At 72.5% G+C, this 16000-nt stretch carries 20 protein-coding genes; 14 read left to right on the plus strand and 6 right to left on the minus strand.

What is annotated here, in order from left to right; genetic code table 11:
* The first annotated feature begins 205 nt into the window (after positions 1 to 205).
* A complete protein-coding gene (locus tag AB0C01_RS09625; protein ID WP_357253973.1) occupies positions 206 to 691 on the plus strand; it encodes a winged helix-turn-helix domain-containing protein in 486 nt (161 codons plus the stop codon).
* 155 nt (positions 692 to 846) lie between these two features.
* The gene (locus tag AB0C01_RS09630) at positions 847 to 1614 is read left to right on the plus strand and encodes a hypothetical protein (RefSeq protein WP_357253975.1); all 768 of its coding nucleotides are present in this window, start codon (positions 847 to 849) and stop codon (positions 1612 to 1614) included.
* A gap of 18 nt (positions 1615 to 1632) precedes the next feature.
* Here the strand turns inward: AB0C01_RS09630 and AB0C01_RS09635 are convergent, their stop codons facing one another.
* From AB0C01_RS09635 to AB0C01_RS09645, 3 genes are all read right to left on the minus strand, one after another.
* Positions 1633 to 3687 carry a glycogen debranching N-terminal domain-containing protein gene (locus AB0C01_RS09635; RefSeq protein ID WP_357253775.1) on the minus strand — a complete coding sequence of 685 codons (2055 nt, stop codon included), beginning with the start codon at positions 3685 to 3687 and terminating at the stop codon, positions 1633 to 1635.
* The gene (locus AB0C01_RS09640; protein WP_357253777.1) at positions 3684 to 4064 is read right to left on the minus strand and encodes an SCP2 sterol-binding domain-containing protein; all 381 of its coding nucleotides are present in this window, start codon (positions 4062 to 4064) and stop codon (positions 3684 to 3686) included. Before AB0C01_RS09640 ends, AB0C01_RS09635 begins: the two co-directional genes overlap by 4 nt.
* Positions 4065 to 4142: 78 nt before the next feature.
* The gene (locus AB0C01_RS09645) at positions 4143 to 4517 is read right to left on the minus strand and encodes a DsrE family protein (RefSeq protein ID WP_030490116.1); all 375 of its coding nucleotides are present in this window, start codon (positions 4515 to 4517) and stop codon (positions 4143 to 4145) included.
* 12 nt (positions 4518 to 4529) lie between these two features.
* Here AB0C01_RS09645 and mtfM point away from each other — a divergent pair, with 12 nt between their 5' ends.
* Positions 4530 to 4634, plus strand: coding sequence for a small membrane protein MtfM (gene mtfM / locus AB0C01_RS09650; protein ID WP_030327764.1), 105 nt, complete (start codon positions 4530 to 4532; stop codon positions 4632 to 4634).
* Between the two features lie 173 nt (positions 4635 to 4807).
* Positions 4808 to 5395, plus strand: coding sequence for an FABP family protein (locus AB0C01_RS09655; protein ID WP_357570839.1), 588 nt, complete (start codon positions 4808 to 4810; stop codon positions 5393 to 5395).
* Here the strand turns inward: AB0C01_RS09655 and AB0C01_RS09660 are convergent, their stop codons facing one another.
* A complete protein-coding gene (locus AB0C01_RS09660) occupies positions 5396 to 6274 on the minus strand; it encodes an aminotransferase class IV (RefSeq protein ID WP_357570840.1) in 879 nt (292 codons plus the stop codon). It lies immediately after the preceding gene.
* 69 nt (positions 6275 to 6343) lie between these two features.
* Between AB0C01_RS09660 and AB0C01_RS09665 the strand changes: the two genes are divergently transcribed.
* From AB0C01_RS09665 to AB0C01_RS09680, 4 genes are all read left to right on the plus strand, one after another.
* Positions 6344 to 6772, plus strand: a complete 429-nt coding sequence (locus AB0C01_RS09665) for a Fur family transcriptional regulator (RefSeq protein WP_357253782.1) — start codon at positions 6344 to 6346, stop codon at positions 6770 to 6772.
* On the plus strand, positions 6769 to 7881 hold the full coding sequence (locus tag AB0C01_RS09670; protein WP_357570841.1) for a folate-binding protein: 1113 nt from the start codon (positions 6769 to 6771) through the stop codon (positions 7879 to 7881). Before AB0C01_RS09665 ends, AB0C01_RS09670 begins: the two co-directional genes overlap by 4 nt.
* A 23-nt stretch (positions 7882 to 7904) precedes the next feature.
* A complete protein-coding gene (locus AB0C01_RS09675) occupies positions 7905 to 8732 on the plus strand; it encodes a 3-keto-5-aminohexanoate cleavage protein (protein ID WP_357412851.1) in 828 nt (275 codons plus the stop codon).
* Between the two features lie 94 nt (positions 8733 to 8826).
* The gene (locus AB0C01_RS09680) at positions 8827 to 9786 is read left to right on the plus strand and encodes an asparaginase (RefSeq protein ID WP_357570842.1); all 960 of its coding nucleotides are present in this window, start codon (positions 8827 to 8829) and stop codon (positions 9784 to 9786) included.
* 34 nt (positions 9787 to 9820) lie between these two features.
* Here the strand turns inward: AB0C01_RS09680 and AB0C01_RS09685 are convergent, their stop codons facing one another.
* Positions 9821 to 10618, minus strand: coding sequence for an alpha/beta hydrolase (locus AB0C01_RS09685; protein WP_357253788.1), 798 nt, complete (start codon positions 10616 to 10618; stop codon positions 9821 to 9823).
* 112 nt (positions 10619 to 10730) lie between these two features.
* On the opposite strand from AB0C01_RS09685, the gene AB0C01_RS09690 reads away from it, so the two are divergent.
* From AB0C01_RS09690 to AB0C01_RS09715, 6 genes are all read left to right on the plus strand, one after another.
* The gene (locus tag AB0C01_RS09690; RefSeq protein ID WP_357570843.1) at positions 10731 to 11345 is read left to right on the plus strand and encodes a helix-turn-helix transcriptional regulator; all 615 of its coding nucleotides are present in this window, start codon (positions 10731 to 10733) and stop codon (positions 11343 to 11345) included.
* Positions 11342 to 12034, plus strand: coding sequence for a hypothetical protein (locus AB0C01_RS09695; protein WP_357570844.1), 693 nt, complete (start codon positions 11342 to 11344; stop codon positions 12032 to 12034). The genes AB0C01_RS09690 and AB0C01_RS09695 overlap by 4 nt, the downstream gene beginning before the upstream one ends.
* 71 nt (positions 12035 to 12105) lie before the next feature.
* On the plus strand, positions 12106 to 12420 hold the full coding sequence (locus tag AB0C01_RS09700) for a DUF2516 family protein (RefSeq protein ID WP_357253792.1): 315 nt from the start codon (positions 12106 to 12108) through the stop codon (positions 12418 to 12420).
* Positions 12417 to 13304: an alpha/beta hydrolase gene (locus AB0C01_RS09705; RefSeq protein WP_357570845.1), complete on the plus strand. Its 888-nt coding sequence runs from the start codon at positions 12417 to 12419 to the stop codon at positions 13302 to 13304. The genes AB0C01_RS09700 and AB0C01_RS09705 overlap by 4 nt, the downstream gene beginning before the upstream one ends.
* 11 nt (positions 13305 to 13315) lie before the next feature.
* Complete coding sequence (locus AB0C01_RS09710; RefSeq protein ID WP_238644360.1) at positions 13316 to 14053, plus strand: alanyl-tRNA editing protein; 738 nt, start codon at positions 13316 to 13318, stop codon at positions 14051 to 14053.
* Positions 14054 to 14108: 55 nt separating this feature from the next.
* The gene (locus tag AB0C01_RS09715; RefSeq protein ID WP_357253798.1) at positions 14109 to 15023 is read left to right on the plus strand and encodes an SDR family oxidoreductase; all 915 of its coding nucleotides are present in this window, start codon (positions 14109 to 14111) and stop codon (positions 15021 to 15023) included.
* Here AB0C01_RS09715 and AB0C01_RS09720 read toward each other — a convergent pair.
* A complete protein-coding gene (locus AB0C01_RS09720) occupies positions 15014 to 15982 on the minus strand; it encodes a YafY family protein (protein WP_357570846.1) in 969 nt (322 codons plus the stop codon). The genes AB0C01_RS09715 and AB0C01_RS09720 overlap by 10 nt on opposite strands.
* Positions 15983 to 16000 lie beyond the last annotated feature (18 nt).

Genomic DNA, 16000 nt, shown 5'->3' on the forward strand with positions numbered 1-16000 from the left:
TCGCGTTGGTGTCGGTTTCACGACAGTGTTTGCAAGTGGTGCGGTTGGGCGGGGCGCGAGCGGATGGGCGCGGTGGTGGTTGGGAGAATTTCAGTGGCGCCAGGAGTGTGGACGGCCAATCAAACCCATTGGTGTACGTCACTATCTACTGGTGGAAATCACGGTTGGTGCGCAGGGTGGCGGCGAGTCCGGCGCGGAGGTTCCGATCGTCGTCTGCGTCAGCGCGGACGCCGGGGTGCTCGGTCGGGTGCTGCGCCGGCTCGACGGGGTCGGCTCGGTGGTGAACTGCGCCGACCTGGCCCAGTTGCGGGCGCTGCTGTCCCCGTCGCCGGGTGGCTCGACGTCGGTCGTCGGGCCGGTCGCCGCGCCCGCGACGCCGCAGGGACCCGTCCGCTGGGGTGAGCTGGTCGTCGACCCGACCGCACACCTGGTGACCTGGCGGGGCGACCCGCTGCCGCTCTCCCGCGCCGAACGGGAACTGCTGGCCCGGCTCATCGGCCCGCCGCTGGTGGTGTGGAGCTACGAACAGCTCTGCGCCTCCGCGCTGGGCGGCGCCGACACCGCGGCGCTGCAGTCCACGATCAAGCGGCTCCGGCGCAGGTTACGAGGCCTGCCGGGCGGACCGCAGGTGCACGCGGTGCGCGGCGTCGGCTATCGACTCGGCCCGCCGCCCCGGCTGAACGGCCACTGACCGTACCGCCGACTGCCTCCGCCGCCGGGCCGGCGGCGGGCGCGTGACACCATGACCGGGTGAGCGGTGCTGTCCAGACGGGTTGGGCCTCTTCGGCCGGTCCCACCGTGCCGGCACCCGCCCGGCGACGGCGGCGTTGGCTGCTGGCCGCGACCGTGGTGTGGGCCGTGCTGCTGGCCGTGCTCACCACCATGTCGGTCCGCACCGATCCGCCGACCGTTCGCGAGCAGCGTTCCCTCGACCAGGCCGGCCCGGTGGTCGACCGGGCGATAGGTGAGCTGGCGCGGGCCGCCGGTGCCGCCGGCCTGCTGGAGCTAAGCCCGCCGCGGATCGCTGCCGGCTGCCGGGTCACCCCGTTCGCGGAGGGGGCGAGGCTGCGACGCGAGATCGGCGTACTCGCGCCCACCGGCACCGAGAAGGCCGTGTTGGACGGCATCGCCGATCGGCTGCCGGCGACCTGGCGGGCCGGCGTCGGCTCCGGGCTGGACGGCCCCGAGCTGTACGCCGACGCGGGCGAGTTCGTGGCCGTCGAGGGTCGGCCGACCGTGGACGGCCGAGTGCTGTTGCTCGTCGACACCGGTTGCCGGCCGGTCGGCTCCGGCTACCGACCAGCCCAGCCGACCGCCGCCGGTCCGGAAGCCGCCGCACTGACCGCCGCGCTGGCGGCCCTCGGCCGGCCCGGTGACACCGCGCCGGAGCTGGTCACCGCGCCCTGCCCGGGCGGCGGGTCGGCTCGCACCGCACGGTCCGCGGGCGGTCCCGGCCCGGCCGTGTCGCCGGCCGCCCTCGCTCCGCTGGCCGACGCCACCCCACTGCTGGACAACCCCCCGGTGTACGCGTACCGCACCGGCGCGGTCACGGTGCTCGCCGAGCTCGTCCCGGACGACACCCGGCTGGCCGCCACCGTCGGCTGCCCGAGCTGAACCGGGCAGGTCCTCGGGTCAGCCCTCACCCGGTGGATCCGACTGTTCGCGGCTGCGCCCCAACGCGTCGACCATGCCCCACCGGCCCGGGATGTCCAGCAGCTCGACCCGGCCCATCCCCGGTGGCACGGCCGGGTCGATGATCAGGTGCTCGCCCTGCGGCTCCAACCCCAGCATCACCCGCAGCAGCAGCAGCGGGGTGCCTGTCGACCAGGCCTGCGGGCTGCACGCCGTCGGGTACTCCACCGGGTAGTCGGTGAGATCCCGGTCGTAGCCGGCGAACGCCTCCGGGAGTCGCCCCTCGAAGTATCGGGAGGCCGCCAGCAACGTGTCGCAGAGCTTCCCCGCCTCGTTCCGGAAGCCGTACCGCCACAACCCCCAGGCGATGATCGAGTTGTCGAACGGCCAGACCGTGCCCACGTGGTAGCCGATCGGGTTGTACCGTCCCTCGTCCGCGGCGAGCGTGCGCACCCCCCAGCCGGAGAACAGCCGTGGCCCGAGCAGGTGCTCGACCACCTTGCCGGCACGGGACTCGTCCACGATTCCGCTCCACAGCAGGTGCCCGATGTTCGAGGTGAGCGCGTCCACCTGCCGGCCGTCGGCGTCCAGCGCGACCGCGTAGTACTCGCGGTCGGCGATCCAGAAGTCGCGGTCGAACCGCCGCTTGAGGTCGGCGGCCTCGCCCTCCAGTCGGTCGGCGAACTCCGGGTCGTTCCAGAAGGTCCGGGCCAGCCGCGCGGCCCGGATCTTCGCGTCGTACGCGTACCCCTGTAGTTCGCAGGTGGCCCGGGGAAACCCGGGGAACTGGCCGTCGGCGTACGAGATGGCGTCCCAGGAGTCCTTCCAGCACTGGTTCTGCAGGCCGGTCTCCGGATTGCGGGTCTGGTACCAGAGGTAGCCGGTGCCGAGCAGGTCGCCGTACGTGTCGATCCACTCCAACGCCGCGCGGACCTGCGGCTCCAGCCGGCGTACCAGTGCGGAGTCGCCGGTCCAACGCTCGTACTCGTCGATCAGGATGATGAACAGCGGTGTCGAGTCGGCCGACCCGTAGTACGGCGAGTGCGGCTGCTCCTCGAAGCCGGCGGTCTCCCCGTACCGCAGTTCGTGCAGGATCTTGCCGGGCTCCTCGTCCCGGAAGTCGTCCACCCGGTGCCCCTGAAGGCCGGCCAGCATCAGGATGGTCGGTGGGACCAACTCCGGCAGGAACGGCAGCACCTGCAGTGAGGTGATGATGCTGTCCCGGCCGAACAGGGTCATGAACCAGGGCAGTCCCGCGGCGATCAGCCGCACGCCCAGGGCGATCGACTCGTAGCGCAGGGCGGCCAGGTCGTTGAGGCTGCGCCGGTACGCCCCGGCCAGTGGTTCGCAGTCGCACCCGAGCTTCGGCGCCCGGTCGACCAGTTCCTGCTGCTCTGCCCGGATGACGTCCGCGCTGCGGCTGCCCCCGTACGGCAGGGTGGCCCGGATGTCCTCGCCACGGGCGCCGTAGACGACGCTTGACACGTGCAGCCGGGTGGTCCAACTACTGTTCCGGGCGATCCGGATCCGGAAGGTCATCCCGCTGGCATCGACCTGCGCCGGCGCACTGCTGCGGACCACCATCTCCCGGTGGAACGCCTCCCGCCGGTAGGTCAGCCGCAGCTCGTTCTCGGCGACCGAGACGGTGGTCCGGCCCCGCTTCTGCCGCGAGTTCTTGATCTCGAACAGGTCGGCGAAGTCGGCCCCGATCTCGATCCGGACGGTGCACTCGACCTCCGCGCCGAGGTGGTTCAGTACGGTCAGCTCCTCCTCGAAGCTGCCCACGATCGCCCGGCTGCGGATCACCGATGCCTTCGCGTCCAGATAGTGCGTGGGTTCCCCGGGGGCGAGGAAGAACTTGGTGCGGTACGACTCGGCGTCGTCGACGGAGAGGGCGTGCAGCCGTTCGCCGTCCAGGGTGAGCACCCACGTGGACAGGAATCGGGTGTCGAAGGAGAACAGCCCGGTGGGGAAGTCGAAGGATGGTTCGATGTCCCCTCGCCGGTCGCTGACCAGGAAGGTGTTGCCGTCCAGGATGCTGACGAGTTCCTTCACGCCGGTCGTCCGGCTGTCCTGCGCGCCGTTTCGCGGGGGTCGCGGGTGCCGGGCGGGTCCGGGAAGAACCGGCGGAAGGCGAGGAAGAGCACTACGTTTCCGCTGAACGTGCTCTCGTTGCGCAGCACCGCCGCGACGCCCTGTGCCTCGCCGACGATCAGTCGGTCGAAGAGGGCGGCGCTGCTGTACCAGATGGCGTCGGCCGGGCCGCGCCCTCGGCTGACCTGCACCGACCCGGGCCGCATCCGGACCAGCCAGTGCTCGGTCTGGTGGTCGTCGCCGAGGTCGATCTGAAGCGTTCCGTCGGCCAGGCCGCCCAGGATGTCGGGGGCGCGGGACGGCAGTGCTTCGAAGAACCTCTCCGTCGCCTCGGTCACATCCGAATCGTAGGCAGCTGCCCGGGTTGTCGGGCCGGTATCCGCACTCCGCTCGAATCGACGAACCGCGTGAAGCGGTCAGTAGACGAGCGCCTGCGCGCCCTCGGCCATCGCCTCCTCGACGAAGACGGCGGCACCGGCGATCCGGACCCCGGGCAGTACGTCGTCCGGGCCGATCTCCCGTCGGGCCGCGCACTGGGTGCACGCGGTCACCCGGCCACTGGTCAGGATGACGTGCAGCAACTCGGCAAGCGGCGCGGAGTGCGGCAGCTCGAACTGCTGGGCGCGTCCGGGCAGGGCGAACCAGGTTGACTCACCGGTCAGCCAGAGCGATACGTCCACGCCGGCCGCGACCGCCGTCGCGGCGACCGTGAATGCCTGTGCGCACCGCTCCGGGGCGTCCGCCCCAGCGGTGGCCTTGACGACGAGAGTGCGGGCCATGTGGCCCAGCATAGGATGGTCGGGATGGTTACCGAGATCGGGTTTGTCAGCCTGTTGGTCGCTGGCCTGGGCGGGCTTGCCGGCGGCCTGGTCTACCTTGCCGTACGGATTTCGAGAGGACGTTGGTGAGCGCGAGGAGTGAGCCGGGCTTGCGAGCCCCGCAGTCGCGAACGAAGGTGGCCCGGTGAGCGCGAGGAGTGAGCCGGGTCTGCGAGCCCCGCAGTCGCGAACGAAGGTGGCCCGGTGAGCGCGAGGAGTGAGCCGGGCTTGCGAGCCCCGCAGTCGCGAACAAAGGTGGCCCGGTGAGCGAGAATCCGCTGCAGCCGCCGTGGCTGAACGCGCCGCCGGTCGAGGAGTACCCCTTCGAGGAGAGTCACGACCTGCGGGTCGGGCCGAAGCTGCACCCGGCGTTGGATGGCCTGCTGCCCTACATCGGCCTCTGGCGTGGCCGGGGCAAGGGTGGTTTCCCCACCATCGAGGATTTCGACTACGCGCAGGAGATCCGGATCAGCCACGACGGCCGGCCGTTCCTGCACTACGAGTCCCGTGCCTGGATCCTGGACGAGCAGAGCAAGCCGGTCCGTCCGGCCGGCCGTGAGGTCGGCTGGTGGCGGCCGGTGCTGGTGGACGGTCGGGCGACCGATGAGCTGGAGGCGCTGCTGACCACGCCGACCGGGATCATGGAGCTGCACCTGGGCAAGCGCACCGGCACGCAGGTGGAGTTCGCCACCGACGCGGTGGTGCGGACTCCGACCGCCAAGGAGGTCACCGGCGGGAAGCGGCTCTTCGGCATCGTCGAGGGAGCGCTGCTCTACGCCCAGGAGTTGGCCGCCGTGGGGCACGGGCTCAGCCCGCACCTCTCCGCCCGGCTCGTCCGGGTCGGTGGCTGACTAGTTCGGGAAACCCAGCAGAGCCTGTAGGGCGGGGGTGCGCGGGCAACGGTCCCGACGCACCCCGTCCAGCGTGTGGACCTCGACGACCCCGCGTACCGACGAGGTGAACCACACGCCGTCGGCCGCGTGCAGCTCGGCGGGGGTGACCATCCGCTCGGCGGCGCCCAGGCCCAGCTCGGCGGCGCGGGCGAGCAGCCAGGCCACGGTCGTGCCGGCGAGGATGCCGGTGGTGGCGGCCGGCACCGTGCAGAGCGTGTCGTCGGTGAGCCACACCACATTCGCGGTGGGACCCTCCAGCGCGTACCCGTCGGAGGAGATCCAGAGCGCGTCGTCCACGCCGGCCCGGCGGGCCCAGCGGCGGGCGGCGCTGCTGACCGCGTACGACGTCGATTTGATCCCGGCGGGCAGCCAGCTCAGTCCGCTGCGGGCGTCGGCGGGCACCCCCAGCGGCAGGGTGGCCACGCTGATCCCGGTCCGCCGGGCGGCCCGGGAGGCCGCCGGTACGGGGGCCAGCGTGGCGTACACCGTGGGCGGGCCGCCGGTCTCGGGGCCTCGGGTGCAGACCAACCGCAGTGCCCCCTCCACCGCCGCTGGCCAGCCCGCACACACCTCGTCGAGCAGGTCGATCAGCGCCGCGGTGGGCGGCACGGCCAGTTCGACGGCGTCGGCCCCGGCGACCAGCCGGGCGAGGTGTTCGTCGCGCAGCCACGGCCGGCCCTGACGCAGGTGCATGGTCTCGAAGAGGCCGTCGCCGTGCAGCACGCCGAGGTCGTCACCGCGGAGCATCGGGTCACCGGCCGGCACCGGGCCGCGCCCGAGGACGACAGTCCGCGCGGTCGGATCGGCCCCGACCTCTCCGGCGGGGGACTTCACCATGACCACCGAGCGTAGCGGCGGTCGATCGCGGTGCCCGGACCGGCACGGTGGCCGAACTATGATCGGACGGTGTCCGAATCCTCCCTCGCGGAAATGCTGCGAGCCCGTGGGCTGCGGCTGACGCCCCAGCGACAGCTCGTCCTCCAGGCGGTGCTCGATCTGGGGCACGCCAGCCCGGAGCAGGTGCACACCGCCGTCCGGGAGGTCGCCGCCGGCGTCAACATCACCACCATCTACCGCACGCTTGAGCTGCTGGAACGGCTCGGCCTGGTCACCCACACGCACCTGTCGCACGGCTCACCGACCTATCACGCCGCAGGTGAGCACCAACACGTCCACCTGGTCTGCCGGGAGTGCGGGGCGATCGACGAGATCGATCCGGGGCTGCTCCGGCCGCTCGCCGACGAGTTGGCCGCGCAGCGGGGGTTCCGGGTGGATATCGGGCACGTGTCACTCTTCGGCGTCTGCGTACGCTGCGAGAACGGGGACAACAAATGATCGACATCGCGGGTGCGGTGGCCGTCGAGAGCATCGACGAGGCGAGCCGCGACCAGCCGGATCCGGCGCACGTCGCGGCCGGGGTGCGGGGAGTGGCCGCGCACTACGGGGACCCGCTGCGCGAGCAGCGCACCCTCGACACCGAGGTCGGCCTGGTCGACCGGTCGCACCGGGGAGTCATCGCGGTGCCCGGGGAGGAGCGCGCCGGCTGGTTGCACACGATCACCTCGCAGCACCTGACGACGCTGGCCGCCGGTGAGGGCACCGAGCTGCTGGTGCTCTCCCCGCACGGCCACGTGGAGCAGCACGCACTTGTCGCGGAGGACGGTGAGACCGCCTGGCTGGACACCGAGCCGGGTGCGACCGAGGGTCTCCTGACCTACCTGGAGAAGATGCGGTTCTTCAGCCGGGTCGACCCGCGCGACGCGACCGCCGAACGGGCGTTGCTGTCGCTGGTCGGGCCGGCGGCGACCGAGGCGCTGGCCACACTCGGCGTGACCGGGCTGGCCGCACCGGACCTGGTCGCGGTGCCGGGTCCGAAGTTCGCCGCCGGCGCCGTGCCACCGCGGGCGAGTGTCCGGTACGACGTCAAACCGCTGCCGATCGGCGGCTGGGCGCGGCGCGGCCTGCTCGGGGTGGACCTGCTGGTGCCCCGCTCGGTGATGGACCAGGTGGTGGCGGAACTGCGCGGCGCCGGCGTGCCGGTCGCGGGGCTGTGGGCGTACGAGGCGATCCGGGTGGCCGCTCGGCAGCCCCGGGTCGGGGTGGACACCGACCACCGGACCATTCCGGCGGAGGTGGATCTGATCGGCCCGGCGGTGCATCTCGACAAGGGTTGTTACCGGGGGCAGGAGACGGTGGCCCGGGTGCACAACATGGGACGACCGCCGCGTCGCCTCGTACTGCTGCACCTGGACGGGGTGACCACCGACCAGCCGCCGGTGGCCGGTACGCCGGTGACCCTCGACGGCCGGGCGGTGGGCTTCGTCGGCAGCGCGGTGCTGCACCACGAGCTGGGGCAGGTCGCTCTCGCGGTGCTGAAGCGGAACGTCCCGGACGACGCCGCGCTGCGGATCGGGGAGACGGCGGCGGCGATCGACCCGTCCTGAGCGGGGCGTCTAGGATCGCCGGCATGACGACAGGGACGTTGATCACGGTGGCTCCGACGGGCGCGGAGTCGGCCAAGGCGGAGGTGCCGGCGCTGCCGGTGACCCTCGACGAGCTGCTGCTCACCGCGAAGGAGTGCGAGGCGCTCGGCGCCGCCGTGATCCACGTCCACATCCGCGACGACGAGGCCCGGCCGACGCTCGACCCGGTGCGGCTGGCCGACACGGTGGCGGCGCTGCGGGACAGCACCGACCTGATCGTGCAGCTCTCCTCCGGCGGCGCGGTGACCGACCCGGAGGCGGCCCGGCTCGCCGTGCTCGACGCCCGGCCGGACATGGCCTCCTGCACCATGGGCACTGTCAACTTCGGCGACGACGTCTTCCTCAACCGCTGGGAGTTCATCGTCGACCTGCACACGCGGATGCAGGAGCGCGGGATCGTGCCGGAGTACGAGATCTTCGACCTGGGCCACCTGTCCGCGTTGCAGCGACTGCTCGGCAAGTACGGGCTGCCAGCCGGCGGGCACGTGCACGTCGACTTCGTGATGGGCGTGCCCGGCGGCATGCCGGGCACCACCGAGACCCTTGTCGCCGCCCACCGGATGCTGCGCGACCTGCCCGAGGGCACCACCTTCTCGGCCACCGGCGTCGGCCGCAGCACCCTTCCGGTGCTGTTGGCCGCGCTGTCGACCGGCGGGCACCTGCGGGTCGGCATGGAGGACACCGTGACGTACGCGAAGGGGCGTCCGGTGGAGTCCAACATGCAACTGGTCGCCCGCGCGGTGGGGTTCGCCCAGCTCGCCCAGCGCCCGCCACTGACCACCACCGAGGCCCGCGAGCTGCTCGGGCTGTAAGGCCGGGTCTGTCCCGCGCTCCTGTCACCCGGGTGGAGGACCACCTGGTCACCCGGCCGACGGGCACCCCGGGACCGTCGGTACCGTCCAGCGCGTGACGAAGACGTACGAGGGCGGCGCGCCGCTCGCCGAGGTGGTCCGGTCCGGGTTCGTGGAGGGTGCGCACCGCGGCTCGGTGGTGGTGCTGGACCCCACTGGGGCGCCGGTGGCCGCCGCCGGGGACGTGACGTCGCCGATCTTCCCCCGCTCGGCCAGTAAGCCGATGCAGGCGATCGGGATGCTTCGGGCCGGTCTGTCGTTGACCGACCCGGCCGACCTGGCCCTGGTGTCGGCGAGCCACGCGGGTGAGGACTTCCACCTGGCCCGGGTCGGTGCGCTGCTGGAGCGCGCCGGGCTGGACGCCTCGGCCCTGCACTGCCCACCCGACCTGCCGGCGGGCACGGCGGCCCGGGAGGCCGTGTTGCGCGCCGGTGGCGGACCCACCCGGGTGCAGATGAACTGCTCCGGCAAGCACAGCGGGATGCTGCTGACCTGCGAGGCCGCCGGGTGGCCGCGGGATGGCTACTGGCGGCCGGAGCATCCGTTGCAGCAGCGGCTGCGGGCGGCCATCGAGGAGTTCACCGGGGAACAGGCGGGGGCGGTGGGCGTGGACGGCTGCGGCGCCCCGGTGCTCGCCGTGTCGCTGACCGGCCTTGCCGGGGCGTTCCTCCGGCTGGTCGACGCCGAGCCCGGCTCGGTGCCCCGCGCCGTGGCCGACGCCATGCGCGCGTACCCGGAGATCGTCGGTGGCACCCAGGCCGACGACACCCGGCTCATGCGTGGGGTCCCGGGCCTGCTGGCCAAGATTGGTGCCGAGGGTGTGATCGCGGTGGCCCTGCCGGGCGTCGGCGCCGTCGCACTGAAGATCGACGACGGCGCCGACCGGGCCCGGATGCCGGTGCTGGTCTCCGCGCTGCGCCGGCTAGGTGTGGACGCCCCGGTGCTGACCGAGTACGCGGAGGTGCCGCTCTTCGGCGGCGGCGTCCCGGTCGGCGCGGTCCGCCCGCTCTGGTGACACCAGCGGCACGGGCGGCTCGCCGCCCGTGCCGCTAGTTCAGAAAGTCGAGCAGGGCGGCGTTGACCGGCTCCGGACGTTCCAGCGGCAGCAGGTGCCCGGCGTCCGGCACGTCGGGCAGCCGTACCGCGCCGGGGACCTCGGCGGCGATCCGGTCGGCGAGTCGACTGATGTCCGGCACGTCCGCGGCGCCGGCGGTGACCAGGACGGGGATCGTCAACTCGCCGAGGCGACCGATCGCCGGTGGCGTCAGCTCGCCCACCTCGACCGCGCCGAGCGCCAACTCGGCGGCGAGGGCACGCTGGTCCATCTCCTGCGCGAACGCGAGCAGTTCCGGGTCGACGTCCTCCGGCTGGCGGGCCGGGCCGACCACCCAGAACCGCACCTCGCCGGCCGCCCCGGCGACGAAGTCGTCCGGGTCGACCTCTCCGACCAGGCTGTCCCAGAGGTCGTTCGCCTCCTCGGACCACTCGTTGCCGGAGACCGCGGTGTCGAACAGCGCGAGCGCGCTCACCCGGTCCGGGTGGGCCAGCGCGGTGTCGATGGCGACCGACCCACCGAAGGAGCAGCCGACCAGGGCGGCCCGGGGCAGGTCGAGCGCGTCCAGCAGCCCGGCCACGTCGTCGTGGTGCGTGAACGGGGTGGGGGGCAACTCCGAGTCTCCGTAGCCGCGCAGATCCGGAACGATCACCCGGTGCCGAGTGGCGAGCGCGGGCACCTGCCCCCGCCACATCCGCCGGTCGGCGATGCCGGCGTGCAGCAGCACGACCGGCGAACCGGTGCCGGCCTCGTCGTACGCGATGCTTGCTCCGTTGACTGTGATCGTGTGCACGAACGGACCGTACGGATCGGCGTTGCGGCGCGCAAACAGGGCGTTGAGACGTTGCTAACTATGGCTAGCGTTTTGCTTGCAACAGCTAGCGCGATTGGTTAGCGTCGCTCCCATGGCCACACCCAAGGACCTTCCCGACGTCGGCGGGTTCATCCGCGATCTGCGGCGCAACGCCAAGATCTCGCTGCGGCAGCTCGCCGAGCAGGCGGGGGTCAGCAACCCGTACCTGAGCCAGATCGAGCGCGGGCTGCGCAAGCCGAGCGCCGAGGTGCTTCAGCAACTGGCGAGCGCGCTGCGGGTCTCCACCCCGGCGATGTACCTGCGCGCCGGGCTGCTCGACGACAAGGAGGGCCACGGTGTGCTGGCCGCCATCGCGGTGGACACCGACCTGACGATGGCCCAGAAGCAGTCGCTCAGCCAGATCTACGAGACGTTCCGCCGGGAGAACACCCGGCTGGCCGAGGCCACGGCCGAGGCCGAGGGCGCCGGCACGACCGGAGCGACCACTCCGACCGACGTCGCCGACCAGCCCGCCGACGTGGCCAACCTGGCCGCCACCGGCCCCACCACCGCAGGCGGCACCCCGACCGAGGCCGTGCTCGAGTCGGTCGCCGTCACCGAGGCGGGCACCGCACCCGCCCCGGGCAGCACCAGCACCCCCGAGAAGAAGGCCGCCGGTCCGGCGGCCCGCGAGGCCGCCACGGTGGCCGAAGAGGAGACCTCATGAGCGAGCCGAAGACCAACCGCATCCCCGCCCCGATCTACGCCGCCGCTGGCGCCGGTGAGTTGGCCATCGAGCACCTGCGCAAGCTGCCGGCCGTGGTCGGCGTCCTCGGCACCCGGGTCGTCGCCGACCTCGGCGGCCGGGCCGTGCTGACCGGCTTCGAGTTGCGGCAGAAGGCCACCGAGACGCTGCGTACCGCCAACGAGACCGCCGGCACGCTGCGCGAGCTGGACCTGGCCAAGCTCCGCGAGTCGGCCGACCTGGCCAAGCTGCGCGAGGCCGCCGACCTCGACAAGCTGCGGGCTGCCGCGACCCGCAACGCCATCATGGTCTTCGCGGGCGCGCAGGCCGCCCAGGAACGGGCCTACGCGGCGTACGGCGCGCTTGTCGCCCGCGGCGAGCGGGTTGTCGGCGCCGGCGTGCTGGAGGCCGCCGAGACGGTCAACGCCGACATCGAGGCGACCGAGACAGTGACGCCCGTCACCGCCACCCCGGCCGCCCCGGTCGCGACCCCCGCCGACGTGTCGACCTCCGCCGACGTGCCGACCCCGGCCGACGTGGCCGAGATCGTCGAGGCCAAGCCGGCCGCCGCCAAGAAGGCCGCCCGTGCGCCGAAGGCCGCCAAGCCGGCCGCGACCCCGTCGGCGAAGCTTCCCGGTGCCACCAAGCGGACCCGCCCGGCGGCCGAGTAGTTCGTCAGGTCGACGACCCCGGCGGCGTCCTTGTCGGACGTAGCCGGGGTCCTCGACATAAGCTTGCCGGCATGGCCAACGCCGCGCCGATCTTCGCGTTCGAAGTCCGCTCCGTGATCGAGCTGATCCTGCTCGTCTTCGCGCTGATCGTCCAGGGCGTCGCTCTGGTGCACGCGATCACCCAGCGCTCCGACGCCTTCCCCGCCATTGGCACCCTCCCGAAGGGCGGCTGGATCGCCATCCTCGCCGTCTGCCTCGTGCTGACCCTGCTGGGCTTCGGCCCGATCAGCCTCTTCGGTCTGATCGGGATCGCCGCCGGCCTGATCTACCTCCTCGACGTTCGGGTCGGTCTGCGCGACCTGAGCGACGGCAAAGGGTTCTGGTGAGAGGTTTTCGCTGGCCACCCCCACCGGACAGTGGACCCCGCACCTGGGGTCCCGGCCCGGGTGGGCCGCGTACCGGCCGACCGGCGCTGCCGGAGCCGGAGACCGAGCTGGTCACCACCCCGCACGGCGTACGCCTGGAACGGCTGGTCACCGGCACCGGTGATCCGGTCACCGTGTTCGCGCACGGGCTGGGCAACGGCATCGCCACCACCCGCCCGTTCGGCAGTGGCGTGACCGGCCGCAAGGTGTTCTTCCAGTTCCGCGGGCACGGCCGTTCCGACGCCCCGGACGGGTCGTGGGACTACCTGGACCTGGCCCGGGATCTGCGCGCGATCGCAGACCTCGGCGGGGCCAGCCGGGCGTTCGGCGCCAGCCTCGGCGCCGGTGCCCTCTGCCGGTTGCTCGCGGAGAGCCCGGAGCGTTTCGAGAAGCTGGTCTTCTTCCTGCCGGCGGTGCTCGACGAGCCGCGCGGGCCGGTCGCCCACGAACGGATCACGGATCTGCTGGCGGCGGTGCAGAGCGGGGAGGCCTCGGCGGTCGCCGACGTCGTCGCGCTGGAGCTGCCCGCGGCAGTGCGCAACACACCTGCCGGCTGGGCGTACCTGCGGCAGCGGCTCGACCAGCTGCTGCGCGACGGTCTGGCCGAGGGGCTGGGCACGCTTGCGGAGCAGACGTCGCTGCGCCAGATCGGCGACCTGGCGGCGGTCACCGCGCCGGCGCTTGTCATCGGTTGCGCGGGCGACGACCTGCATCCGGTCGAGGTCGCCGAGCGGCTCGCCGTCGCGCTGCCCCAGGCCACCCTGCACGTGTACGACAGGCCCGGCGTCCTCTGGACGGAACGCGCCGACCTGCGGGACCGCATCGCCGGCTTCCTGAACGAGTAACCTGCCCTGTCATGGGCGTCACACAACATGGCCGCACGCACCGGCTCGACCTCGCCGACCCGACCCTGCGCGAGTGGACGTGCACGGTCCTGCACGCCGACGCCGAGCAGGGCATCGTGCTGGACCGCTCGGCGTTCTACCCGGGCGGCGGCGGCCAACCGCCGGACCACGGAGTGCTGCTGTGGCAGGGCGTGCAGACCCGGATCGTCGGCACCCGCAAGGGCGACGACCCGTACCTGATCCCCGCCGAGGGTGACCCGCTGCCGCCGGTCGGCACCGAGGTCGTCGGCGCGCTGGAGGATGAGCGCCGCACCCGGTTGATGCGTACCCACTCGGGCCTGCACGTGCTCTGCGGTGTGGTGTTCCGCGACTTCGGCGCCCTGGTGACCGGCAACTCCATGGAACCGGGCGAGGCTCGGATGGACTTCAACCTTCCCGAGGTCCCGCCGGACTTCAAGAGCCGGATCGAGGAGCTGGTCAACGCGGAGGTGGCCGCCGACCGTTCGGTCGCCACCCGGGTGCTGCCACGTACCGAGGCGCTGGCCCTGCCGGACATCATCCGTACCCAGTCCAACCTCATTCCGCCGGACGAGCAGGAGGTCCGGATCGTCGACATCGTCGGGCTGGACGTGCAGGCCGACGGCGGCACCCACGTCGCGTCCACCGCGCAGATCGGCAAGGTGCAGGTCGTGAAGGTGGAGAGCAAGGGCCGGGCCAACCGCCGCGTCCGCGTCCGGTTGGTGGACTAGATCGGGTGACGAATTCGGACGCCGGTTGTCAGGTATCGCTGGCAACGTCGCAGGCATGACACAACCGCTCGCAGGAAAGATCGCGCTTGTCGCCGGTGCCACCCGGGGTGCCGGTCGGCAGATCGCGATCCAGCTCGGTGCCGCCGGCGCCACCGTCTACGCCACCGGCCGCAGCAGCAGTGCCGGCCGCTCGGAGATGAACCGGCCGGAGACCATCGAGGAGACCGCCGAGGCGGTCACCGCGGCTGGCGGCACCGGCATCGCCGTTCGGGTCGACCACCTGGTGCCCGAGCAGGTCCGCGACCTGGTCGCCCGGATCGACGCCGAGCAGGGCCAGCTCGACGTGCTGGTCAACGACATCTGGGGTGGCGACCCGTTGGTCACCTGGGACAAGCCGGTCTGGGAGCAGCCGCTGGACGCCGGCTTCCGCACCCTGCGGCTGGCCATCGACACGCACATCATCACCAGCCACTTCGCCCTGCCGCTGCTGATCCGCAAGCCCGGCGGTCTGGTGGTGGAGATGGGGGACGGCACCAAGGCGTACAACGACGAGAACTACCGGCTCTCGGTCTTCTACGACCTGGCCAAGGTCTCGGTCAACCGGCTCGCCTTCATTCAGGCGCACGAGCTGAAGCCGCACGGTTGCACGGCCGTGGCGCTCACCCCCGGCTGGATCCGTTCCGAGGCGATGCTTGAGCACTTCGGCGTGACCGAGGAGAACTGGCGTGACGGCGCCGCCACCGACCCGAACTTCCTCATCTCGGAGACCCCGGCCTTCGTCGGCCGCGCGGTGGCCGCGCTCGCCGCCGACGAGGACAAGGCCCGCTGGAACGGCCAGTCCGTCGACGCCGGCACGCTGTCCAAGGTGTACGGCTTCACCGACCTCGACGGCAGCCAACCGGAGGGCTTCCGGTACATCACCGAGGTGGTCGACGCGGGCAAGCCGGCGGACGTCACCGGCTACCGGTAGAGCGCGCCGAGGCGGTCCGCCGCGTCGGCCAACAACTGCCGCAACTCGGGTGGATCGAGCACCTCGACCTCGGGGCCGAGCCCCAGCAGTTGGCGGTACGCCACCGGGACCGACTCGACGGGCAGCCGGGCCACCACCCAGCCCTGCCCGTCGGGCGGACCGGCGGCGGCGACCAGTTCGTCGTACACGAAGGGGGCATCGACCAGGTGCCGGAGCTGGCGCAGGCCGGCGGGGCTCAGCCGGACGGCGACCTCGGCCCGCAGCATGGTCCGCAGGAACGACCCGGCCTGCTCGCGCCAGTGCCCGGCCAGGTCGAAGCCCTCGTCGCGGTCGAACTGCTCGTCGCCCACCTCGACCCCGGTGACCCGGTCCACCCGGTAGGTGCGCACGTCGTCGCCGGCCCGAGCGACCAGATACCAGACCGCACTTTTCAGCACCAGGCCGTACGGCTGGAGCCGGCGGGTCACCTCCCGGTCGCCGCGCCGGTAGCGCAACTCCACCAACCGGTCCGCCCAGACCGCCCGGGCCAGCTCGGGAAGCCAGGGCGGTGGCGCGGTCTCCCGGAACCAGCCCGGTACGTCCAAGTGGAACCGCTGCCCGGCACGGGCCGGGGCGTCGCGCAGTGCGGGCGGCAGCGCGGCGAGCACCTTCAGCTCGGCGGACGCGACCGCGTCGGCGAGCCCCATCTCACCGGCCGGCCCGGGCAGCCCGCTGAGGAAGAGCGCCTCCGCCTCGTCCCGGGTCAGCCCGGTCAGTCGGGTGCGGTAGCCGCCGAGCAGCCGGTAACCGCCAGCCCGACCCCGGTCGGCGTAGACCGGCACCCCGGAGGCGGAGAGGGCCAGCACGTCCCGGTAGACGGTCCGCTCGGAGACCTCCAACTCCCGCGCCAGCTCGCTCGCGGTCATCGACCCGCGCGCCTGCAACAGCAACAGCAACGAGATCAGCCGGGACGCGCGCACCCGCCCATCCTGCCCGGT

Source organism: Micromonospora sp. NPDC048905, assembly GCF_040649655.1.
In the GTDB taxonomy this organism is placed as follows: domain Bacteria; phylum Actinomycetota; class Actinomycetes; order Mycobacteriales; family Micromonosporaceae; genus Micromonospora.